We start from the raw sequence: 21569 nt of genomic DNA, 5'->3' as shown, positions 1-21569 counted from the left end.
CCGCCACCCTGGACTCCGCCCTGGGTATTGCCGTTACCGCCACCCTGGACTCCGCCCTGGGTATTGCCGTTACCGCCACCCTGGACTCCGCCCTGAGTGTTACCCCTCCCGCCACCCTGGACTCCGCCCTGGGTATTGCCCCTCCCGCTACCCTGGACTCCGCCCTGAGTGTTACCCCTCCCGCCACCCTGGACTCCGCCCTGGGTATTGCCCCTCCCGCTACCCTGGACTCCGCCCTGGGTGTTGCCTCCACCCTTGCAGTTCTTTCCAGGGTTTCCAGGGCACGGCCTTTCCGGCAGTACCGTCGCGTGAGTGCCTGTAGCTGTCGGGGCAGCGAACGCGACGGCGGGCGTCAGGGCACCTCCCGCAGCCAGAGCAGCCGATGCGGTCAGCAGCGCCGTACGCTTTGCGAAATTCTTGGACACGATGATTCCTTTCCGATGAACAGGCCCTGCCACGATTTTCGACGAGTAGGGCCCTGCCGATTCGCAGCCCAATTCAATTACGGAAGATATTCTCCGCGAAATGCGCTGCTGGGTCGGTTACCGACGGGATCGAGGACGGGATCGAGTGAGTCATCCGTTTGACCTGATGACTTGATTAGCCCTGACACTCCGACCGCCTAACCCTCCGGAACCTCATGGCTCGACAGACGGCGTACCGGCTGAATTCGCTGCCAGAGTCATTTCGGAGGCGCGGGGTGGGTGACATGCTCTGCGGGCCGGTTTGAGCCGCGAACCGGCAACCCCAGGTTCTGGGACTCATTGGCCAGCATGCGCTGCTGTAGCCGGGGGCACATCGGGTGAACACCCCAAGTTCCACCCCGGCACACCCCACATCCCACCCCGGCATCCCGCGACACCACCCACCGGCCGACCTGTCCTGATTCGTCTGGATCTTTTGCGCGGGTCCGGCCACGGAGGGAAACTGGCTGGTAATGGACCTGCTAGAGCGAGAGGCCGTACTCCAGGACCTCACCAGTCACCTGCGGGCGGCCGTGAGCGGCACTGGACAACTGGCCCTATTGCGCGGCGAGGCCGGCATCGGCAAGACCACCGTCGTCCACCAGCTGGCCAAGCTGGCCGATCCCCACATCCGGATCCTGGTCGGCGCTTGTGACCCGCTGGCCACACCCCGCCCCCTGGGGCCCCTGATGGACTTGGCCCCGCGCTTGGGGCGGGCGGTGCGCACTGCCCTGACCGGGGCGCTGGCCGGCACCTGCCGTCCTGATGAGGTCTTCGACAGCCTGCTCGCCGACCTGAGCGCCTACCCCAGCCTGCTGGTCGTGGAGGACGTCCAGTGGGCCGATGAGGCCACGATGGACCTGCTGCGCCACCTGGCCCGGCGCCTCCCGAGTATTCCGGCGCTGGTGGTGGCCACCTACCGTGACGACGAGATCGGCCGCACCCACCACTTGACCACTCTCCTCGGCACCCTGGCCGGCTATCCGTGGGTGTACCGCCACGACCTCGCCCCCTTGAGCCGCCGGGCGGTGGCCCAGCTGGCCACCGGACACGCCGTCGACGCCGAGCAGCTGTATCACGTCTCCGCCGGCAACCCGTTCATCGTCACCGAGATGCTGGCCGCCCCTGCCGAGCCCATCCCGGCCACGGTGCGCGAAGCCGTCGCCGGCCGCCTGGCCGGCCTGTCGGCCGCGGCGCGCATGGTCGTCGACGTGCTGGCCGTCCTGGGGCGCCGGGTCTCGCTGCCACTGCTGGCCAGCATCCTGCCGGCCCCGGAGGAGGCGCTCGATGAGGCCGTGGCCTGCGGAATTGTGCGCACCGACGGGCAGGTGACCGAGTTCCGCCATGAGCTGACCCGGCTGGCGGTGCTGGAGGCCGTCCCCGCCGCCTACCGTCTGCGGGTACACCGGCAGGTGCTGGCGGCGATGCGGTCCGGCCCGGTCGCTGCGGATGATCTGGCGCTGCTCGCTGATCATTCCGAGGGCGCCAGGGATCCGATCGCCGTGTTGGAGTACGCGCCCGCAGCGGCCGCCCATGCTGCCGCGTCGGGCGCGTACCGGGAAGCAGCCGCCCAGTACACCCGCGCCCTGCGGTACGCCGACCGCCTGCCGCCCGACCGACGGACCTCCCTGCTGGAGGGCCATTCGCAGGCCTGTCTCCTGTCCAGCCGACTGGATGAGGGGGTCGCTTCTCGCCGTAAGGCGGTGAGGCTGCGCCGTGCGCTGGGCGACCGGCTGGGCGAGGGGGAGGACCTGCGCTGGCTGTCGTGCTGGCTGTGGCCGGCCGGGCGGACCGCCGAGGCCGGACAGACCGGCCTGGATGCAGTGCGGGTGCTCGAAGGGCTGGGGCCGAGCCGGGAGCTGGCCTGGGCGTACCTGAACCTCTGTCAGCTGGCCTGCTACGAGCATGAGGGGGTGGCGGTGGCCGCCGCCTACGCCGAGAAAGCGATCGCTCTGGGTGAGCGCTTCGGCGATACGGGGGTGGTCGTCCAGGCGCGCTTCCATGCCGCGGCGGCACGAATGCTGAGCGAAGGGCGCGGCTGGGAGGACTGCGAACAGGCGGTGTCCAGCGCGATGACGCAGGATCTGTCGGTGGACGCGGGCTTCCTGGGGCTCATCACGTGTTGGTTCGCCGCGCTGCAGCGTGATACCGCCCGGACCACTGCGGCCGTGAACCGGGCGGAAGCCTATTGCCTCGATCGCGACCTGCTGTCCTACCTACTGTGCACGAGGGCCTGGGGCAGCTGGGGGCTGCTGAACAGGGGCATGTGGCCCCAGGCCGCCGATGCCGCACAGCAGGTCCTGTCCCATCCTGGCTCACCACCGGTCGGCCGGGCCCTGGCCTTGACCGTCCTGGGCCTGGTGCGGGCCCGTCAGGGCAAGGCCCAGGTGTGGCCGCTGCTGGAGGAAGCGGCGAGCCTGGTCGACTCGAACTGCCTGCTGGACACGGGCCTGGGGTGGGAGGCCCGGGTCGAGGTGGCCTGGCTGGCCGGTGATCACGAGCGGGTGCAGGCGGAGGCACAACGCGGTCTGGCCGCGTTGGCGGAGCGTACCCATCCCTGGCTGTCCGGGCCCCTGGCCTGCTGGATCCGCCGCGCCGGAGGAGACCCCCCGCAGGTGCCGGCGGCCGAACCCTACGCGCTGGAGCTGGCCGGCGACTGGGCCGGCGCCGCGGCACTATGGGACAGGCTCGGCTGCCCGCACGAGGCCGCGCTGGCCCGCCTGTCCGGCGACGCACCCGCGCTGCACCAGGCCCTGGCCGCCTTCGAGACCCTCGGCGCCCGGCCGGCCGTGGCGCGCACCCGCGCCGTGATGCGTACCCGCGGTGTCCGCCCGATCCGGCGTGGCCCGCGGGCGGCCACCCGGGCCAATCCGTACGGGCTGACCAACCGGGAACTGGACGTCCTGAAGCTGCTGGATGAGGGCCTGTCGGATGCCGAGATCGCCGCCCGCCTCTACATCGCCCCCAAGACCGCCGGGCACCACGTCGGCGCGGTACTGACCAAACTCGGCGTCCACACCCGCCACGAAGCCGCTCGCAAACTCCACCATTCCGAGCGCTGACAGGGCTCCGCGATGGATCCGCCCGGACGGCCTCCGGCGACAGCGGGGCTTCGGTCAAGGAGACGGGTTCTGGTCCGCTTCACCGCAACAATGTCGACGAGGTCTTTTCATTGGGCAACGAGCCCATGGCGGCTTTGCTTCCCTGACTGGAGCGCATTCTCACAAAGCTGCCCCCGCAGCACCCATTCCCATTCAGGTGCCTACGCCTTCACATCCGCCGACTGTGATTATCGTCAACAGCTCTGCCCCGTGAGACGAGGGCACGTTACGCCCGGCCAGGGCCGCCAGTCACCCTCGTCGAACCGCGATTGGGGCATAGAGAGCTCGTAGCGCTCAGAGCGCGTCTTTCGACGGCGTGATCGGCGTGCCGGACTTACGGCACGGAGGCAAGACGGACCACGGGAAGTTGATCCACTCATCCGTGCGCTTCCACACGTACTCGCACTTCACCAGCGAGTGCGACTTCTCGTAGATCACAGCCGAGCGCACCTCGGCCACGGCGTCGAGGCAGAAGTCGTGGACCAGCTTCAGGGTCTTCCCGGTGTCGGCGACGTCATCGGTGATGAGCACCTTCTTGTCCGAGAAGTCGATCGCGTTGGGCACGGGCGCCAACATGACGGGCATCTCGAGCGTCGTCCCCACACCCGTGTAGAACTCCACGTTCACGAGGTGGATGTTCTTGCAGTCGAGGGCGTACGCGAGCCCACCGGCCACGAAGACGCCACCGCGCGCGATGGACAGCACGATGTCCGGCTCGTACCCGTCGTCGGCGATCGTCTGCGCCAGCTCGCGCACGGCGGTGCCGAACTTCTCGTACGTAAGGTTCTCGCGTACGTCACTCATGCTGCTGCTCACACCTGCGTTCGATGGAAATTGAGGAAGGAACGGGAGGCCGTGGGGCCCCGCTGGCCCTGGTACCGGGAGCCGTAGCGCTCGCTGCCGTACGGGTGCTCGGCGGGCGAGCTCAGCCGGAACATGCACAGCTGCCCGATCTTCATGCCCGGCCACAGCTTGATCGGCAGCGTCGCGAGGTTCGACAGCTCCAGCGTGACGTGCCCGGAGAACCCGGGGTCGATGAAGCCGGCGGTCGAGTGCGTGACGAGCCCGAGCCGGCCGAGGGAGCTCTTGCCCTCGAGGCGCGAAGCGAGATCGTCCGGCAGGGAGATGACCTCGTACGTGGAGGCGAGCACGAACTCGCCGGGGTGGAGGATGAAGGGCTCGTCGCCCTCCGGCTCCACGAGCCGCGTCAGGTCGGCCTGCTCCACCGCGGGGTCGATGTGCGGGTAGCGGTGGTTCTCGAACACCCGGAAGTAGCGGTCGAGCCGCACGTCGATGCTCGAGGGCTGCACCATGGATTCGTCATACGGATCGATGCGGACCCGTCCGGCGTCGATCTCGGCCCGGATGTCCTTGTCTGAGAGAAGCACGTAGCGAGGATACGCAGAGCGCGCGGGCCCGCCACAATCCGGCCATTGCACCGCGACTGTGGCGCACCCGCGCGCCTGTACTTCGGCTACGCGCCGACTACCGCTTCTCGAACTCCACAGGAACTGCGTTCCTCAGCCGCGCACACCGCGGACATCGGATCAGCCGGCCGGGTCCGAGCCGGTCGGCCTGCTGCATCGGGAACGAGGCGGTGCTGAAGACGTGCCCCTCGGCACAACGAACAAAGGTGCGCTCCATCGAGTCCCAGAGTCCCTTCCCCACGAGCCACTACGCCATTTCTGGCTGACAACGAGGGGTCACATTACGGGATGAAAGGGACGCCGCTCCAGGCGGCACTCCGACTACCGAAGGACCCTCGAAGCCGGCCCCACCGTACGCCTCAACTCCCTTCACCCGCAGTCACTTCCAGCGCGCACAACGCAGCCAGACCCCACGGCGAAAGCACCGGGGGCCTGGCATGGGGTACAGTGTGCGACGTTACGACTCCGGATCAACCGGCGTCTTACGCGGGTGTAGTTTAGTGGTAGAACATCAGCTTCCCAAGCTGAGAGTGCGAGTTCGATTCTCGTCACCCGCTCCATAGTTGAGGCCCAGGTCGGCGACCTGGGCCTTGTTTGTTGCCTGACCTGTCCCGCCCTGTTCAGCTGTCGCGCACCACATCCGCACGACTGTCGGGCGGCTCGGGCGGCTTCTTGTGGTGCTTCGCACGTTGAGTCCGCACCATCAGGCCGCCGTCACCGGCCAGTGCCTCAGCGCCGCGCGCAGGCCCTCGGGGTCCTGGGCGTCGGCCGCCCAGGCGATATGGCCGTCGGGGCGGATCAGCAGTGGCCCGGGCAGGCTCCCGGCGGGGGTGGCGAGGCGCAGCCACTCCGTCTCCGGCACCGGTCGCCCCTGGGCGACCAGCACGAACCGGCCGTCCCGCAGCACCTCGTACAGCCGCTGCCCGCAGGAGAGCCGGAGGTCGGGGACCCGGCGGCCGGTGAGCAGGTGGCTGCCGCGCGGCGCCGGGTAGGCGATGCCGATGCCGGAGAGCAGGCGCTCGCCCGTCGCAGTGAGCAGGTTCAGCCGGTTCGCAACGGGCAAGGCGACCTCGCGCAGGCCGCGTACCAGACCGCTGCGGGGAGAGCGCAGCACGCCCCTGGTGATCGCCCCGGAGACCCGCAGCGCCTGCCGTCCCACGGGGTGGCGCTCCCGCTCGTACGAGTCGAGCAGCAGCTGCCCCGCGCGGCCCTGGACCACGGCGGCCAGTTTCCAGCCCAGATTGACGGCGTCCTGGAGCCCCGTGTTCATCCCCATGCCGCCGGCGGGCGAATGCACGTGCGCGGCGTCGCCCGCCAGCAGCACCCGGCCCTCGCGGTAACGCACCGCCTGCCGCTCGTCACTGTGGAATCGGGAGATCCAGCGCGGGTCGTGCATGCCGTAGTCGGAGCCGAGGACCCGGCGCAGCAGCGCGGAGAGCTCCTCCGCCACCACCGGCGCGTCGTCGGGTCGCTCGTCCCCCGCGACCCAGCCGATCGCCCGGTACCAGCCGTCGCCGAACGGCACCAGGGAGGCGAAGCCGTGCGCGTTGGAGTTGGTGGTCACCGCGTCGACGGGAATCTCAGTGAGCCGGATGTCGGCCAGCATCACCGAGCGCACCACCGACTTGCCGGGGAAGCCGATGCCGACCATCTGCCGCACCGAGCTGCGTACGCCGTCGCACCCGACCACGTACCGGGCGGTCCAGACGTCCTCGCCTGCCGTCTCCACATCGACGCCGTCGTCGTTCTGGCGCAGCCGCATCACCTCGGTGCCCCGCACGATCCGCACCCCGGCGTCGCGCGCCCGCCGCTCCAGGAGCCGTTCGACGTGGTATTGCGGGGTGATCAGGGCGAACGGGAAGCGGGTGCGCAGCTGGTGCAGGCGGAGTTCGATCCTGCCGAAGACGCCGATCACGGGTGCCTTCCGGCCGAGAGTGATGAGCTCGTCGGCAAGACCCCGGGCGTCGAGCATCTCCAGGGTGCGGGCATGCACCGCGAAGGAGCGGGTCATGGCTGTGTCGGCGGCATGCTCGCGCCGTTCGAGCAGGGTGACCCGCACCCCAGCGGTGGCGAGGTCGCCGGCCAGGAGGAGGCCGGTGGGACCTGCCCCGATAACGAGGACGTCGGCGGTCCGGGGCGTCGGGTCGGAATTCGGGGTGTTTGCGGGCTTCGGGTTGTTCTCCTTCACACCGTCGCCTCGATCATGTGCTGGTAGGTGTTGACCGGACAGACGTCCCGTACGACCAGGCCCGCCCGCTCCACCAGTCCGAGCAGGCTCTGCCGGGTGTGCTTCCGGCCGCCGACGGTGAGCAGCATCCGCAGGTCCATCCCGGTGCTGAACATCTGGCCGGGGCCGTCGTCGACCAGGTTCTCCACGATGATCACCCTGGTGCCCGGACGGGCCGTGCGTACGACGTTGCCGAGCACGACGACCGCGTCCTCGTCGTTCATACCCAGGACGTTCTTGAAGACGTACGCGTCGACGTCGGCCGGGACGGCCTCGCGGCAGTCCCCGGCGACCAGCTCCGCCCGCTCGGCGAGCGCCCCGCCCTCGCGCAGCCGGGCGTCCGCGCCGGCCAGCACGTCCGGCCGGTCGAAGAGGATTCCCCGCACGCCCGGGTGGTGTTCGAGGAGGGCGGCAAGGAGCTCGCCCTGGCCACCGCCGATGTCGGCGACAGTCCGCGCGCCAGACAGCGGCACGGCCCCCGCGACGGCCCTGGCGGACTGGATGCTCGCCTGGGTCATCGCACGGTCGAAGACCACCGCGGACTCCGGCCACGCGGAGTGCACTTGGTCGAAGAACTCCTGCCCGTGCAGGTCGACGAAGACGTCCTTGCCGGTGCGCACGGACTCGTCGAGCCGGCCCCATAGCTCCCAGGTCCACGGCTCAGTCATCCACAGCACGAGCTGGTCGAGGCTGTCCGGGGTGTTCGTGCGCAGCAGCCGGGAGATCTCCGAGGGGACGAAACGGCCCTCGGAGTCCTCGGCGAACACCTGGTGGCAGGTGAGCGAGCGAAGCAGTCGCCGCAGCGCGTCCGGGTCGGCTCCGACGGTCCGCGCGAGGGCGTCCGCCGTCGCCGGGCCGTCGCCGAGGGCGTCGGCGAGACCGAGCTTCACGGCCGCGCGCAGCGAGGCGGCACAACTGGTGCTCAGCGCGCGCTCCAGCAGGCTCAGCACTTGCGGCTCGGTGGACGGCTCCGACAGCGGCTCGGTGGGCGGCTTGGTGGGTGCGGTTGAACCGGTCACGAAAGGGTCCTCTCTATCGGGTCTGTCGGGCGGCGGCGGTGGCACAGCCGGGGAAGTGCGCTTCAAGGGCCTGGCGGACTCCGTCGCGCCAGGACCACTCGCAGGCGCCGACCAGGCTCCTGCGGCGGGTGTCGTCGTACGCGACGACCGCGCGGGTGACGTCGCTCGGGACGAAGTCGACGGGCACCCCGGTGAGTTCCGAGATGTAGGTGAGGAGGTCGCGTACGCCGACGACGTCGTCCCCGCCCCAGTTCACGACGGTCGTGGGGACCGTCGCCGCGGCCCACAGGCCCGGTACGTGCCGGGCGATGTCGTCGGTGTGGATCGGGGAGCAGTAGTGCTGGTCGGTGTGCGGGACCGCGACGGGTTCCCCGGCGAGCATCGTCCGGTAGTAGATGACCGGGGCCCCGCCGTGCCCGTGCGGCCCGTAGGCGACGTTGAGCCGGGCGATGGTGGTGGGCAGGCCGAGCGTCACGGCGAGCGCCCGTACGGCCCCCTCGGTGGCCAGCTTGCCCACCGGATATGTCGGCAGGAAGGCCGAGTGGGCCGCCAGCGGGTCGGTCTCGGTGTACCGGTGGTCCAGTGTCCGGGGCGCGTAGATCGCGCTGGTGGAGAGGAACAGGAACGATTCGGCGGTGCGGCAGTGGTTCATCAGGCGACCGGTGCCGACGGAGTTGACCGTCACCACCTCCTCGAAGTCCCCGTCGCCCCGCTCCACCGCCGCGTGCAGGACGTGGGTGAAGTCTTCGGGGACCCCGTCCAGACCGTCCGCGGCCATGTCCCAGCGCCGGGTCCGGATGCCCCGGTCCCGCAGCCCGCGCTCCGTCTCCGGGTCCGAGAACCGGCCCAGGCACCACACTTCGTTGTCCCGGGCGAGCGTCTCGGCGGCCGTGCGGGCGACCAGTCCCGTCGCCCCGGTGATCAGGATCTTCTTGCCGGTCGGTGTCTGCATCCGGATGGCCCTTTTACGAGATGTCGGACGGGGCGGACAGCGAACGGGCGAGTTCCGCGCGCAGGATCGACTGGAAGGCGGCCACGTGCCGGGCGCCCATGAGGGTGTAGTGCTCACCGGGCACGTCCAGGAACCGGGGTGCCTCGCGGGTGAAGTCGGTCCACCGCTTCAGCTCGTTGTCCAGCCAGTCCTGCTTGCTGCCGCGGAGCGGGACGGCGTAGAAGACGCTCATCCGGGCGACATCGCCGGACGGCACGTAGCTCCGGCCGAGGTCGGTGAGGCCGTCCGCGAGTTCCGCCCACGCGGTGAACCGTTCGAGGTCCAGGTCGAGTTCGGCGAGCCGTTCCGGGGGAGCGATGTCGATCAGACGGCCGAGCTGCTCCCGCCTATCCAGCGGCCGGAGTTCGGCGGGTAGCTTCTTCGCCTGCTCCCCGGAGACCAGGTCCAGGAACATGGCCAGGTTGACCGCGGTCTCGACGAAGTCGAGTTCGTCCATGCGGTACTTGATGTGCGGGGGAAGGTTGAAGCTGCCCAGGAAGTCGACGCGTTCGCCGTCCGCCTCAAGGAGCTTGGCCACCTCGAACGCGACCGCCGCGCCGAAGGAGTACCCGGCGATCGCATAGGGGCCGTGCGGCTGCCGGGACCGGATGGCGTCCACGTACGCGCGCGCCATCTCGTCGAACGACGCGAACGGCTTCTCCCTCGGGTTGAAGCCGCGGGCCCTCAGCGCGTAGAACGGCCTCTCGTGCACGAAGTACTTGGCGAGGTTGACGAAGACGAGCACCTCACCGACGCCCGGGTGCACGCAGAACAACGGTGTCCCGTCCCCGCTGGTCTGCAGCGGGACGATCGGGTCGTACGGAGCGGGCGTGTCGCTCCGGTCGGCCTCGATGCGGGCGGCGAGCGCGCGGACGCTCGGCGAGGTGAGGATCGCGAGGACCGACGGCTCCGTGCCCGGGAAGCGCCGGGCGATCAGGCTCTTGAGGCGCAGGATGTCCAGCGACGTACCGCCGAGGTCGAAGAAGCTCGCCGTGGCGCTGATCGTCGCCGGGTCGGTCTCGAAGAGCTCGCCGTACAGCTCCGCGAGCGCTTCCTCACGGGCGCCCTCGGGAGCGACATACCCGCCGAGCTGCCGGGTGACCAGGGCCTGGACGGACTCCAGTTGCTCGGCGTAGTCGCCGGACTCCAGCCGGCGCCGCATGAGTGCGCGCGGGATCTTGCCCAGGCTCGTCTTCGGGATAGCGTCCTTGGGCAGCGGAAGCAGCAGGGCGGGGCGGAAGCCCCAGTGCAGGACGACGCTGTTCCGGACGGCTATCAGCAGGCGGTGCAGTGCCGGTTCGTCGCCGGCCACCTCGGGGGCGGCCGCGAACGCGACGGCGAGCTGCTCGGTGTCGCTGCCCTTCGGGCGGGTCGGGAACGCGGCGACGTAGGACTTCTCGATGCCTTCGAGGCCGTCGAGCACCGACTCCAGGTCATGGCTGTAGTAGTTGACGCCGTTGACGATGACGCTGTCCTTGCTGCGTCCCACGAGGGTCAGCCGGCCCCCGTCGAGGAGGCCGAGGTCACCGGTCCGGAACCAGCCGTCCGCCGTGAAGGCGGCCTCGGTGGCCTCCTTGTCGTTCCAGTACCCGCCCGTGACCATCGGGCCGGTGAGCTGTACTTCTCCGGTCTCGCCCTCGCGCAGCGGCGTGCTGGTGTCCTCGGCTGCGATCCGGATGCGCAGCCCGTCGACCGGCCGGCCGACCGCCGCGAACTCGGCCCCGCGGTCGGCCTCGGGGAACTCCCGGTTGTAGATGCTGCCGGCGCAGGTCTCGGTCATCCCGAAGGCGGGCCACAGGGCCTCACGGCGCAGCCCATACGGAGCCAGCCGGTCGAGGAAGCCGAGGCCCGTGGCGACAGGGTTGGCCTCGCCGCCGGAGACGATGTGCCGCATACAGGACAGGTCCAGGGAGGGAGCGGCCGGCAGGCTGTCGACGATCTTGTTGAGCTGGCCGAGCAGAAAGTTCGGCGTGAACGTCATCGTCACCCGGTGGGCGTCGATCAGCTCCAGGAAGCGCATCGGGGCGGCGAGCACCGTCTCCGGGGAAGTCTGCAGCTGGACGGCGCCGACGGACAGGGGAAGCAGGTGTGCTTCGAGGAGCGCGGCGACGTGGTCGTACGAGATCCAGTTCAGGGTGATGTCGTCCGAGGTCAGCGACTGCGTCCCGGCTTTCGCGGCCATGGAGGCCAGCAGATTGCCGTGGGTGAGCCGTACGGCCTTGGAGGCGCTGGTGGAACCGGAGGTGAGGACGAGGAGGGCGACGTCGTCGGGGGAGGCCGGGGTGAGCGGAATCATGCCCATGTCGGCGTCTGTATCGGTGCCTGTGTCCGAGTCTGCCGGTGCCAGGTCCTCCAGGGTGACGACCGACAGGTCCTGGACGGCGGGGAGTTCCTCGCGCGTGCGGACGTCGGTGACCAGGAGTGGCTCGTCTAGCAGGGTGTTGACGTGGCCGAGCTGGGCCGCCCAGCGCTGCGGGTCGTCGCGCAGGGGGACCAGCGGGCACACTGTGATCCCGCCGAGCAGGCACGCCCAGAGGGCTGGCAGGAAGTCCTCGGGCCGCTCAAGGAGCAGCGCGACGATCCGGTCCTTGCCCACTGCGGACCTCCGCAGCCGGGCGAGGAGCCGCAGCGACTCCTTCAGGAGCTCCGGATACGTCTGGAGCCGGAAGTCGAGCGGCCGGTCTCCGGAGCCGTAGCGGACCCCGTGCTCCGGGAACCGCGTGGCGGCCCGGATCAGCAGCGCGCCCAGGCCGGCGGTCGTGTCGTGGTCGGTCGTCATCGTGCCCCCTCAAGTGCGGCGATGTTCCGGGTCACCCAGGCGGCGATGTCTCGGGTGGGGGACCCGGGGGTGAAGAGTGCGGCCACGCCCATCTCGCGGAGCACCGGGATGTCGGCCTCCGGGATGATGCCGCCGCCGAAGACGGTGATGTCCCGTGCATCCGCTTCGTCGAGGAGTCTGAGGACCTCGGCGAAGAGCGTCATATGAGCGCCGGAGAGGACCGACAGGCCGATGCCGTCGGCGTCCTCCTGGACGGCGGTGTCGACGATCTGGCGCGGGGTTTGGTGGAGCCCCGTGTAGATGACCTCGACCCCGGCGTCCCGCAAGGCGCGAGCGATGACCTTCGCCCCTCGGTCGTGTCCGTCAAGGCCGGGCTTGGCGATCACGACCCGAATTGGCGTGTCCATCGGATTCCCCCTCTGTTTTCTGTTGTGCATTGTCTTCGTCGTACGTCGGCGTCCGTGAGGTCTCAGGTGGTCGTCGGACTGTAGGTTCCCCAGACCTCGCGGAGCGCGTTGGAGACCTCGCCGACGGTGGCGCGGGCCTTGAGGGCGTCTTTCATCGGGTAGAGGACGTTGTCGGTGCCCTCGGCGGCCTTCTTCAGCTCTGTGAGGGCCGCGTCGACTGCCGTCTGGTCGCGTTCGGTGCGCAGCTGGGTGAGGTGTTCGGCCTGCTGGGCCTCGATGGCCGGGTCGACGCGCAGCGGCTCGTACGGTTCCTCGACATCGATCGTGTAGCGGTTGACGCCGACGACGACCCGCTCACCGCTGTCGGTCTCCTGGGCGATCCGGTAGGCGGAGTGCTCGATCTCGCCTTTCTGGAAACCGCGCTCGATCGCGTTGACCGCGCCTCCCATCTCCTCGATCCGGCCCATCAGCTCCCGGGTGGCCTCCTCGACGTCGTCGGTCATCTTCTCCACGACGTAGGAGCCGGCGAACGGGTCGACGGTGGCGGTGACGTCCGTCTCGTAGGCGAGGACCTGCTGGGTGCGCAGGGCGAGGCGGGCGGACTTGTCCGTCGGCAGGGCGATCGCCTCGTCGAAGGAGTTGGTGTGCAGCGACTGCGTCCCGCCCAGAACGGCGGCGAGACCCTGCACGGCAACGCGAACGAGGTTGACCTCGGGCTGCTGGGCGGTCAGCTGCACCCCGGCGGTCTGGGTGTGGAAACGGAGCATCAGCGACTTGGGGTTCTTCGCCCCGAACTCCTCGCGCATGACCCGCGCCCAGATCCGGCGGGCCGCCCGGAACTTCGCGACCTCCTCCAGGATCGTCGTACGCGCCACGAAGAAGAAGGACAGACGCGGGGCGAAGTCGTCCACGTCCATCCCGGCCGCCACCGCAGTTCGGACATACTCGATGCCGTCGGCGAGCGTGAACGCGATCTCCTGCGCGGGCGAGGCACCCGCCTCCGCCATGTGATAGCCCGAGATCGAGATCGTGTTCCACTTCGGGATCTCGGTACGGCAGTACTTGAAGATGTCCGCGATCAGCCGCAGCGACGGCTTCGGCGGGAAGATGTACGTGCCCCGCGCGATGTACTCCTTCAGCACATCGTTCTGGATCGTGCCCGTCAGCTTCTCCGCCGGCACGCCCTGTTCCTCGCCCACCAACTGGTACATCAGGAGGAGGAGTGCAGCGGGGGCGTTGATCGTCATCGACGTCGAGACCTTGTCCAGCGGGATCCCGTCGAACAGGATCCGCATGTCGTCGACCGAGTCGATCGCCACCCCGACCTTGCCTACCTCGCCCGAGGCGATCGGCGCGTCCGAGTCGTGGCCCATCTGCGTCGGCAGGTCGAAGGCGACGGACAGACCCATCGTGCCGTTCGCGATCAACTGCTTGTAACGCGCGTTCGACTCCACCGCGGTGCCGAAACCCGCGTACTGGCGCATCGTCCACGGCCGGCCGGTGTACATCGACGGATACACACCACGCGTGAACGGGTACGCGCCCGGCTCGCCCAGCTTCTCCGCCTCCTCCCAGCCCTCCAGGGCCCCCGGCCCGTAGACAGGCTCGATGGGCAGTCCCGACTCCGACTCGCGCGTCATGCGTATCCCCCGTCTTCCACCGGCTGTGTGCTGGTCGTGCCTCGTTCAGGACCGGACATCGAGGACGTACTTGCCCGTGGACGCCCGGGTCTCCAGGAGTTCGTGCGCGCGTGCCGCGTCCGCCAGCGGGAGCACGGTCACGTCCACGCGGACGGTGCCCTTGGCGACCTCCGCCAGGGACTGCTCCAGGTGGGCGCGGAGCAGCTCCGGCGCCCGCCCTGCGACGCCGCCCAGGTTGTAGCCGGCGAGGGAACTGTTCGTGTACCAGGGGTGGTTGCCCTCGAAGGTGACGTCCTCGGCCGCCGCGTTGCCGAAGATGACGTGCCGGCCGAAGGCGGCCAGGAAGCCCGTCACGGACGACCGGAAGCCGCCGCCGACGGAGTCCAGGACCAGGTCCGCGCCCGCTCCGCCGGTCCGCTCGGCCACCTCCTGCTCCAGCTCCTCGTACGACACGACGCTGTCGTAGCCGAAGCCGCGCGCGTACTCGGCCTTGGCGGGGGAGCTCGTCACACCGATGACCGTGCCCGCGCCGAGCGAGCGGGCCAGCTGTGCCGCGGCCGTACCGACGCCGCCCGCCGCGGCGAGGACGACCACGGTCTCTCCCTTCGCGAGGTGGCCGGCGGAGGTGAGCACGCCGAGGGCAGTGGTGACGTTGCACAGGGCACCGGCCGCGAGGGCTCCGTCCAGGCCGGCGAGCTCGCCGTCGAGACTGACGACGTGTTCGGCGCCGACGGCGACCACCTCGGCGTTGCCGCCGCCGCCCAGGGTGAGTGCGGCGACTCGCTCGCCGGGCGCGAAGCCGGTGACGCCCTCGCCCACGGCGCGGACCGTGCCGACCGCCTCAAGGCCGGGGAAGTGCGGGAGGTCGACCGGGAACTGGCCGCGGCGGAACATCACTTCGGCGAAGTTCACGCCCGCGTACTGGACGTCGACGGTGATCTGGCCGGTCTCGGGCTCGGGCGTGGCGACGTCACCGACGGCGAGGACGGACGGGGTGCCAAAGGCGTCGAAGCGGACGGTGCGCATACGGCTGCCGGAGGTCGTGGAGGTCGGGGCGGTGTTCGTCATCGGATTCCCGTCTGGCTGAGGAAGGTGGTGGGGCCGTGGCCGGTGAGCAACCGGGCGTCGTCCGGGCAGAGGCCGGTGACCATGCGGAGGGAGTCCTCCATGCTCGTGGGGCTCGCAGTCGGTGCGTCCGCGCGTCCCGGGCCGTTCGCGAGCAGGGTGTCGCCGGTGGCGAGCAGGGGAGCATCGCCGCTGTCGAAGCGGAACATCACCGAGCCGACGGTGTGGCCGGGCGTGTGCAGCACCGTGACGGTGCCGGCGGCGAAGGTCAGTTCGCCGCCCCGCTCGGGGAGTTCGCTGACCTCGTCGGGTTCCTGGTCGGGGTGGCCGACGAGCAGGTCGCGAGGGAACGAGTCGGGCAGTCCCTTGGCGGGAGCACCGAGTTGGTAGCGGTCGGCCGGGTGGATCCAGGCCGGAACGCGGTAGTGCCGGGCGAGCGGCACGGCGTCCCACGTGTGGTCCATGTGGCCGTGCGTGATCAGGATGGCCTCGGGTTCGAGGCGGTGGGCGCGGACGGCCTGCAGGACCGCCTCGCGGGAGTCGTGTCCGGGATCGACGACAAGGCAGGGGTTACCCGGACCGGCGGCGACGATGTGGACGTTCGTTCCGAACTTGCCGGTGGCGGCGGACAGTACGAGCATGACGCGACTCTGACGGAGCCTTCGGTCATATGTCAATTGTCATAGGTGTCGCAGAACCCTGGCTCACGTCTGCCCTATAGTGGCGAGGGCAGCCATCGGCCGGCCCCGCCCGGGGTGGGCATCCGGCGCCCCGTACATCCGTCGTCCCAGCAGGGGGTTCGTCCGTGAAGGCCATCGCCATCCAGCGCTACGGAGGCCCGGAGGTCCTGGAACTCGTGGACCTCCCCGAGCCGCGCCTCGGCCCGGACATGGTGCTCGTCCGGGTGCGGTACGCGGGCGTCAACCCTGCGGACTGGAAGATCCGCGAGGGCTACATCGACGGCTGGTTCGACTCGCACTTCCCCATGGTGATGGGCTGCGACCTGTCCGGCGTCGTCGAACGCACCGGCCTCGGCGTCACCGAGTTCGCCCCCGGCGACGAGGTCGTCGGCTACGTCCGCGCCGACCACATGCAGCGCGGTACGTACGGCGAGTTGGTGGCCGCGCCCGTCCGGACCCTGGCGCACAAGCCGCGCTCCCTAGACGCGCGGGAGGCGGCCGGACTGCCGGCCGCCGGTCTCACCGCGTACCAGGCACTCCGCCGCCACTTGGAGATCGCCGCCGGCGACGTGCTGCTCGTGCACGCGGCGGCCGGCGGGGTCGGCTCGCTCGCCGTCCAGATCGGCCGCACTTTCGGCGCCCGCGTCATCGGTACGGCCAGCGAGCGCAACCACGACTTCCTCCGGTCGCTCGGCGCCGAGCCGGTGACCTACGGCCCCGGGCTCGCCGACCAGGTGCGCGCGCTGGCCCCGGAGGGCTGCGACGCCGTCTTCGATCTCATGGGCGGGGACACCCTGTTCGGCTCGCCGGAGCTGCTGCGGCAGGGCGGAAGGCTCGCCTCCATCTCCGGTGACGTGACGGGACTCGGCGGACGCTACGTGTTCGTCCGTCCCGACCCGGTCGACCTCGCCGACCTCGTGGCGATGGCGGACCGCGGCGAGGTACGTGTCCACGTGAGCGCCGAGTTCCCGCTCGCCGACGCCGCCCGCGCCCACGAACTCGTCCAAACCGGCCATGTACGCGGCAAAGTCGTCCTCGCGGTCGAAACGGCTTGATCCGGCGCTTGCCGCCGACCGAACCGCACGCACGCACGCACGCACGCACCGGAGACCCGTACCGGAAGAACCGCACCCCATACCCGTAAGCGAAGAAGGGCCGCCCCGGCCAGGGGCGGCCCTTCTCGTATGTCCGGGGGTCTCTGCGGCCGGGCTTCAGTGAATCTTCAGCGACTCTCAAGTTGGCCACACGTGAGTCCCCGGCCGACTGCCCCGTCGTTCGCAGATGAAACCCCAGAGCGAGCTGTGAGGCTTGATTCATGCCCTCAGGGGCCCGCCGAAGCAGACCCACGGACGAACGGAACCGGGCATGACCCTTGCTGAGCAGGAGCCGACGGAAGCGGCCCCGGCCGCGGCCGAACTCGTCTACCAGCGTCCTCTGGACCGCGTCCTGGTGCACCGCCGGGCCGTCATGGAGGTCTTCGTTACCGACGCCGTACGGCACGGCGACGACGCCTTCGCCGTGGCCATCCAGGCGCCCCGCGCACACAGCTACTACAACGACCACACTCAGCGGCCCGCGCTGCTCGACCCGCTGTTCCTCCTGGAGGCCGCCCGCCAGGCGGTCACCGTCGTGGCGCACCAGTGGCTGGACGTCACCTACGACACCTCCTTCCTGATCAGCGACTGGACCACCGAGTTCACCGACCTCGCCGCCCTGCGGGCCCGCGGCGACGCTCCGGACGAGCTCGTCGTCGAGGTCACCACGCGCGACCTCAAGCGGCGCGGCACCAGGCTGCTGGCAGCCACCCTGGAGTGCGTGTTCGTGGTGGGCGGCCGACGGGCCGGGACGAGCGTCGTCGTGGCCGGATACCTCAGCCGCGACGGCTACACGGCCCACCGCGAGAAGAGCCGCGGCTCCGTCCCGCCGCTCTCCTCCGCCATGCCGCGCACCCGCACCGGTACGCCCGTCGCGCCCGCTCTGGTGGGCCGCGAGCGGACGGAGAATGTGGTCCTCACGGACGTGGCACGACACCCCGACGCCACGACCGCGCTGCGCGCCGTGCTCGACGTCCCGGTGCAGCACGCGGCCATGTACGACCACCCCCTCGACCACGTACCGGCGATGGCCCTGATGGAGGCGGCGCGCCAGGCCGCGGTCCTTGCCTCCGACGAGTCCGGCGACCGGCGGTACGCACGCGCCTTCGCCGCCACGTTCCGTCGCTTCGTCGAACTCGACAGCCCGGTCACGGTCTCCGTCGCGCCCTCGGCCGGCGAGCTCCTCACCGTCGACTTCCTGCAGGACGGGGAGTCGGTCTGCACGGCCGAGGTCGAAGTCGCGGTCCTTCCGGAGCCCGAAGCGCCCGACGTGCTCGACGCGGACGGCAGGTGACGGGCCGTGCGACTCGACTCGCCCCTGGGGCTTTCGGCGACGGCCTGGTATCCCGACGGCCTCCAGACGACCGAAGAGGCCGTGGCCGCCGGTGACATCGACGCCCGCACCGCCCGCGAACTCGGCTACACGTCCCTCCCTGTCAGCGAGGACATCGCGCCGCCGGACATGGCTGTCGAGGCCGCCAACCGGCTCTTCACCCTCTCCGGCGCCCGCGCCGACGCGCTCTCCCTCGTCCTGCACGCCAGCGTCCACCACCAGGGCCACGACGCCTGGTCCGCACCGCACTACATCGCCAACCGGATCGGCGCCGACCGTGCCGTACCGATCGGGCTGCTCCAGCAGTGCAACGGCGGCGCCATCGGCATCGAACTGGCCGCGAGCCGACTCCAGGGCGACCCGGCCGCCGGCCCCGCCCTGGTCACGACCGCCGACCGCTTCCTGATGCCGAGCTGGCACCGCTGGCGCAGCGACTACGGGATGGCGGCCGGCGACGCGGCCACCGCCGTCCTCGTCCACCGCACCGTCTCCGCGGCAGAACCCGGCTCGGCGCGCGCCTTCGCTCCGGACCTGTTGCTGCACTCGCTCGCCACCCGGACGGCCTCCGAACTGGAGGTGATGCACCGCGGCGACGACGAACTCAACGCGACGCCGATGGGGCACAGTCCGGTGATCGACGTGCGGCGCACCAAGCGCGCCTTCATCAAGGCGTACGGCGTCGACTTCTTCGTCAAGACGGCCGCCGACCGCATCCGTGCCGTCGTCGAGGAGTGCCTGGCCGACGCCGGGCTCACCGGCGACGACCCGCGGTTGCACTACGCCGTGATCCCACGCCTGGGCGCCAAGGCGATGACCGAGGCGTACATCCCGCCGCTGAAGGACGTCACCTCCGCGGAGGTGCTCGACCTGGGCCGCGCCACCGGGCACGTGGGGGCCGGCGACCTGAACGCCTCCCTGGCCGACCTGGCCCGCTCGGACCTCCTGAGGCCCGGGGCGCACGCCCTCGTGCTGAACGGCGGCGGCGGGTTCACCTTCACCGCGGCCGTGGTCAGCAAACGCTGACCTCCCGCGATCCGTACCGCTCCACCCGATTCGCATCCAACTCCCAAGGAGAACCCTCATGCCCGCTCACCAGGACCGTCTCTTCGCGCTCGTCTCCGAGAAGCTCGGCATGGACGCCGAGGATCTCGACACCACCTCCACCTTCGACGCCCTCGACCTGGACTCGCTCGCCCTGATCGAGCTCAGCGTCATCGTGCAGAAGGAGTTCGGCGTCCAGATCGACGAGACGGCGCTGACCCCGGAGAACACCTTCGCCGACATCCTCACCGAGATCGACTCCAAGGTCGCGGTGGCCTGATGACAGGCATACCGACGCAGCGCCCGGGCGGGCGCACCAAACGCTTCGACGTGGCGGTCACCGGCGTCGGCCTGGTCACCCCGGCCGGCCTCGGTGTCGAGGCCAACTTCGAGCGGGTCTGGTCGGGCGGGTCCACCGCGGCCACCGACCCGGACCTCGCCGGCCTGCCCGTCGACTTCGCCTGCCGTGTACCGGACTTCGACGCGGGCGCCCTGCTCGGGCGGCGCAGCGCCGTCCGCATGGACCCGATCAGCCATTTCGGCGTGGTCGCCGCCCGGCAGGCCGTCGAGGACGCCGGGCTCGACCCGGCGGCCTGGGACGGCCCCCGCGTCGGCGTCGTGGTCGGCACCTCGCTCGGTGGCTGGTCCACCGTCGAACGCGAGCACGGCAAGCACCTCGCCGACGGACCCGAGTTCGTCTCGCCGCTGCTCATGGTGATGGGCCCGGTCAACATGACCGCCGGCTACATCGCCATGGACCTCAAGGCACTCGGCCCCAACCAGGTGGTGTCGACCGCCTGCGCGTCCGGCAACACGGCGATCGGGTACGCCCGCGCGCTCCTGGAGTCCGGGGTCTGCGACATCGTCCTGGCCGGCGGCGCCGAGGCCGCGATGTCCCCGACCGCCATGGCCAGCCTCGCCCGCGCCGGCGCGCTGTCGCCCCGGCGCGACGACCCGGCGTCGGCGTCCCGCCCCTTCGACGCCGACCGCAACGGGTTCGTCGCCGGCGAGGGCGCCGCCATGCTCGTCCTGGAGCGGGTCGAGGACGCGCGGGCGCGCGGCGCCCGCATCCGGGCCCGGGTCTCCGGCTTCGGCGCCTCGGCCGACGGCCACCACGCGTCGGCGCCCGACCCGACCGGCGGCGGCGCCGAGCGGGCCATCCGGGCAGCGCTCGCCGACGCCCTGGTCGACACCTCCGAGGTCGACCACGTCAACGCGCACGGCACGTCGACCCCGCTCAACGACATCACCGAGGCCGGGATGCTCCGCCGGGTCTTCGGCGAGAAGCCCGCCGTCACCTCCACCAAGGGTGTCGTCGGCCATCTGCTGGGCGCCGCCGGAGCCGCCGAGGCGGTGTACACGGTGCTCGCCGTGGAGCGTCGCCTCGTCCCGCCGACGGCCAACCTGAGCAGCCTGGACCCGGGCATTGGGGTGGACGTGGTGGCCAAGGAGGCCCGGCCGATGGAGATCGGCGCGGCGGTCAACGACTCGTTCGGCTTCGGCGGCCAGAACGCGGTGATCGTGGTGACGCCAGCATGACGCAGACTCCCAGCTCCATGGGCCGCTCGGGCGGCCCGGCCCCCTACGGCCGCTCCGTCCTGGTCACCGGTGGCAACCGCGGCATCGGTCTGGCCGTCGCCCGGTCACTCGCCGAGCGCGGCGACCGGGTGGCCGTCACGTACCGCACCGGCGAACCCCCGGAGGGGCTGCTCGGGGTGCGCTGCGACGTCACGGACGAGGCACAGGTGGAACGCGCCTTCAAGGAGGTCGCGGCCGCCCACGGCGACGTCGAGGTGCTGGTCGCCAACGCCGGCATCACTCGGGACGGGCTGCTGCTCGCCCTCGACGACGACGCCGTCGACACCGTCCTCGACACCAACCTGCGGTCGGTCATCAGAGTCACCAAGCATGCGGCCCGGGGCATGCTCGGCGGGCGCTGGGGCCGACTGGTGCTGATCTCCTCAGCCGTGGCGTTCACCGGCTCGCCCGGCCAGACGAACTACACCGCCGCCAAGTCCGGCCTCGTCGGCCTGGCCCGCTCCCTCGCCTGGGAGCTCGGCAGCCGAGGCATCACCGTCAACGTCGTCGCCCCCGGGCTCGTCGAGACGGACATGCTGCGCGACGTACGGCCGGCCCGCATGGACCAGTACCTGGCGATGACGCCACTGGGCCGGGCCGGCACCGCCGACGAAGTGGCCGCCGCCGTGCGGTTCCTCACCGGCGAGGAGGCCTCGTACATCACCGGCGCCGTGCTGCCGGTCAGCGGTGGGCTCGGCATGGGTCACTGAGGCCCCGTGCCGC

General features: G+C 70.6%; 17 protein-coding genes and 1 tRNA gene. 8 read left to right on the top strand and 10 right to left on the bottom strand.

What is annotated here, in order from left to right:
- The first annotated feature begins 937 nt into the window (after positions 1–937).
- A complete protein-coding gene (locus AC07EJ_RS17165; protein WP_389479151.1) occupies positions 938–3526 on the top strand; it encodes an ATP-binding protein in 2589 nt (862 codons plus the stop codon).
- A 333-nt stretch (positions 3527–3859) separates the two neighbouring features.
- Here the strand turns inward: AC07EJ_RS17165 and AC07EJ_RS17160 are convergent, their stop codons facing one another.
- Positions 3860–4369 carry a phosphoribosyltransferase gene (locus tag AC07EJ_RS17160; RefSeq protein WP_362901302.1) on the bottom strand — a complete coding sequence of 170 codons (510 nt, stop codon included), beginning with the start codon at positions 4367–4369 and terminating at the stop codon, positions 3860–3862.
- A gap of 8 nt (positions 4370–4377) precedes the next feature.
- Complete coding sequence (dcd, locus tag AC07EJ_RS17155) at positions 4378–4953, bottom strand: dCTP deaminase (RefSeq protein WP_127827666.1); 576 nt, start codon at positions 4951–4953, stop codon at positions 4378–4380.
- Between the two features lie 525 nt (positions 4954–5478).
- Here dcd and AC07EJ_RS17150 point away from each other — a divergent pair.
- Positions 5479–5552, top strand: a tRNA-Gly gene (locus AC07EJ_RS17150).
- A gap of 143 nt (positions 5553–5695) precedes the next feature.
- Here AC07EJ_RS17150 and AC07EJ_RS17145 read toward each other — a convergent pair.
- The 8 genes from AC07EJ_RS17145 to AC07EJ_RS17110 form a co-directional block, all read right to left on the bottom strand.
- Positions 5696–7180 carry an FAD-dependent oxidoreductase gene (locus AC07EJ_RS17145; RefSeq protein ID WP_389479147.1) on the bottom strand — a complete coding sequence of 495 codons (1485 nt, stop codon included), beginning with the start codon at positions 7178–7180 and terminating at the stop codon, positions 5696–5698.
- Positions 7177–8238, bottom strand: coding sequence for a methyltransferase (locus tag AC07EJ_RS17140; RefSeq protein ID WP_389479144.1), 1062 nt, complete (start codon positions 8236–8238; stop codon positions 7177–7179). The genes AC07EJ_RS17145 and AC07EJ_RS17140 overlap by 4 nt, the downstream gene beginning before the upstream one ends.
- Before the next feature lie 13 nt (positions 8239–8251).
- Positions 8252–9190, bottom strand: a complete 939-nt coding sequence (locus AC07EJ_RS17135; RefSeq protein WP_389479140.1) for an NAD-dependent epimerase/dehydratase family protein — start codon at positions 9188–9190, stop codon at positions 8252–8254.
- 13 nt (positions 9191–9203) lie between these two features.
- Positions 9204–12008, bottom strand: coding sequence for an AMP-binding protein (locus AC07EJ_RS17130; RefSeq protein ID WP_389479138.1), 2805 nt, complete (start codon positions 12006–12008; stop codon positions 9204–9206).
- Positions 12005–12415 carry a coenzyme B12-dependent isobutyryl CoA mutase small subunit gene (locus AC07EJ_RS17125; RefSeq protein ID WP_383895490.1) on the bottom strand — a complete coding sequence of 137 codons (411 nt, stop codon included), beginning with the start codon at positions 12413–12415 and terminating at the stop codon, positions 12005–12007. Before AC07EJ_RS17125 ends, AC07EJ_RS17130 begins: the two co-directional genes overlap by 4 nt.
- Positions 12416–12477: 62 nt before the next feature.
- Positions 12478–14055, bottom strand: coding sequence for an acyl-CoA mutase large subunit family protein (locus AC07EJ_RS17120; protein ID WP_389479136.1), 1578 nt, complete (start codon positions 14053–14055; stop codon positions 12478–12480).
- 45 nt (positions 14056–14100) lie between these two features.
- The gene (locus AC07EJ_RS17115) at positions 14101–15123 is read right to left on the bottom strand and encodes a quinone oxidoreductase family protein (protein WP_389479134.1); all 1023 of its coding nucleotides are present in this window, start codon (positions 15121–15123) and stop codon (positions 14101–14103) included.
- Positions 15120–15761: an MBL fold metallo-hydrolase gene (locus AC07EJ_RS17110; RefSeq protein WP_389479132.1), complete on the bottom strand. Its 642-nt coding sequence runs from the start codon at positions 15759–15761 to the stop codon at positions 15120–15122. Before AC07EJ_RS17110 ends, AC07EJ_RS17115 begins: the two co-directional genes overlap by 4 nt.
- A gap of 164 nt (positions 15762–15925) precedes the next feature.
- On the opposite strand from AC07EJ_RS17110, the gene AC07EJ_RS17105 reads away from it, so the two are divergent.
- From AC07EJ_RS17105 to AC07EJ_RS17080, 6 genes are all read left to right on the top strand, one after another.
- A complete protein-coding gene (locus tag AC07EJ_RS17105) occupies positions 15926–16855 on the top strand; it encodes an NADP-dependent oxidoreductase (RefSeq protein ID WP_389479130.1) in 930 nt (309 codons plus the stop codon).
- Between the two features lie 310 nt (positions 16856–17165).
- Positions 17166–18188: a ScbA/BarX family gamma-butyrolactone biosynthesis protein gene (locus AC07EJ_RS17100; protein ID WP_389479128.1), complete on the top strand. Its 1023-nt coding sequence runs from the start codon at positions 17166–17168 to the stop codon at positions 18186–18188.
- 6 nt (positions 18189–18194) lie between these two features.
- Entirely contained in the window at positions 18195–19250 is a 1056-nt protein-coding gene (locus tag AC07EJ_RS17095; RefSeq protein ID WP_389479126.1) for a ketoacyl-ACP synthase III family protein, read from the top strand.
- Between the two features lie 58 nt (positions 19251–19308).
- Positions 19309–19548 carry an acyl carrier protein gene (locus tag AC07EJ_RS17090; protein WP_383895470.1) on the top strand — a complete coding sequence of 80 codons (240 nt, stop codon included), beginning with the start codon at positions 19309–19311 and terminating at the stop codon, positions 19546–19548.
- Positions 19548–20807: a beta-ketoacyl-[acyl-carrier-protein] synthase family protein gene (locus tag AC07EJ_RS17085; protein ID WP_389479124.1), complete on the top strand. Its 1260-nt coding sequence runs from the start codon at positions 19548–19550 to the stop codon at positions 20805–20807. Before AC07EJ_RS17090 ends, AC07EJ_RS17085 begins: the two co-directional genes overlap by 1 nt.
- The gene (locus AC07EJ_RS17080) at positions 20804–21556 is read left to right on the top strand and encodes a 3-oxoacyl-ACP reductase family protein (RefSeq protein ID WP_389479122.1); all 753 of its coding nucleotides are present in this window, start codon (positions 20804–20806) and stop codon (positions 21554–21556) included. Before AC07EJ_RS17085 ends, AC07EJ_RS17080 begins: the two co-directional genes overlap by 4 nt.
- Positions 21557–21569: the final 13 nt, after the last annotated feature.

The organism is Streptomyces sp. NPDC045026 (assembly GCF_056432625.1).
This window is presented reverse-complemented; position numbering and strand designations above follow the sequence as displayed.

What these genes read in the sequence shown, in the direction of transcription:
- AC07EJ_RS17085 (WP_389479124.1), top strand. Translation starts at nt 19,548, where the DNA reads ATGACAGGCATACCGACGCAGCGCCCGGGCGGGCGCACCAAACGCTTC.
- AC07EJ_RS17115 (WP_389479134.1), bottom strand. Translation starts at nt 15,123, where the DNA reads ATGACGAACACCGCCCCGACCTCCACGACCTCCGGCAGCCGTATGCGC.
- AC07EJ_RS17160 (WP_362901302.1), bottom strand. Translation starts at nt 4,369, where the DNA reads ATGAGTGACGTACGCGAGAACCTTACGTACGAGAAGTTCGGCACCGCC.
- AC07EJ_RS17165 (WP_389479151.1), top strand. Translation starts at nt 938, where the DNA reads ATGGACCTGCTAGAGCGAGAGGCCGTACTCCAGGACCTCACCAGTCAC.
- AC07EJ_RS17080 (WP_389479122.1), top strand. Translation starts at nt 20,804, where the DNA reads ATGACGCAGACTCCCAGCTCCATGGGCCGCTCGGGCGGCCCGGCCCCC.
- AC07EJ_RS17120 (WP_389479136.1), bottom strand. Translation starts at nt 14,055, where the DNA reads ATGACGCGCGAGTCGGAGTCGGGACTGCCCATCGAGCCTGTCTACGGG.
- AC07EJ_RS17100 (WP_389479128.1), top strand. Translation starts at nt 17,166, where the DNA reads ATGACCCTTGCTGAGCAGGAGCCGACGGAAGCGGCCCCGGCCGCGGCC.
- AC07EJ_RS17135 (WP_389479140.1), bottom strand. Translation starts at nt 9,190, where the DNA reads ATGCAGACACCGACCGGCAAGAAGATCCTGATCACCGGGGCGACGGGA.
- AC07EJ_RS17110 (WP_389479132.1), bottom strand. Translation starts at nt 15,761, where the DNA reads ATGCTCGTACTGTCCGCCGCCACCGGCAAGTTCGGAACGAACGTCCAC.
- AC07EJ_RS17125 (WP_383895490.1), bottom strand. Translation starts at nt 12,415, where the DNA reads ATGGACACGCCAATTCGGGTCGTGATCGCCAAGCCCGGCCTTGACGGA.
- AC07EJ_RS17090 (WP_383895470.1), top strand. Translation starts at nt 19,309, where the DNA reads ATGCCCGCTCACCAGGACCGTCTCTTCGCGCTCGTCTCCGAGAAGCTC.
- AC07EJ_RS17130 (WP_389479138.1), bottom strand. Translation starts at nt 12,008, where the DNA reads ATGACGACCGACCACGACACGACCGCCGGCCTGGGCGCGCTGCTGATC.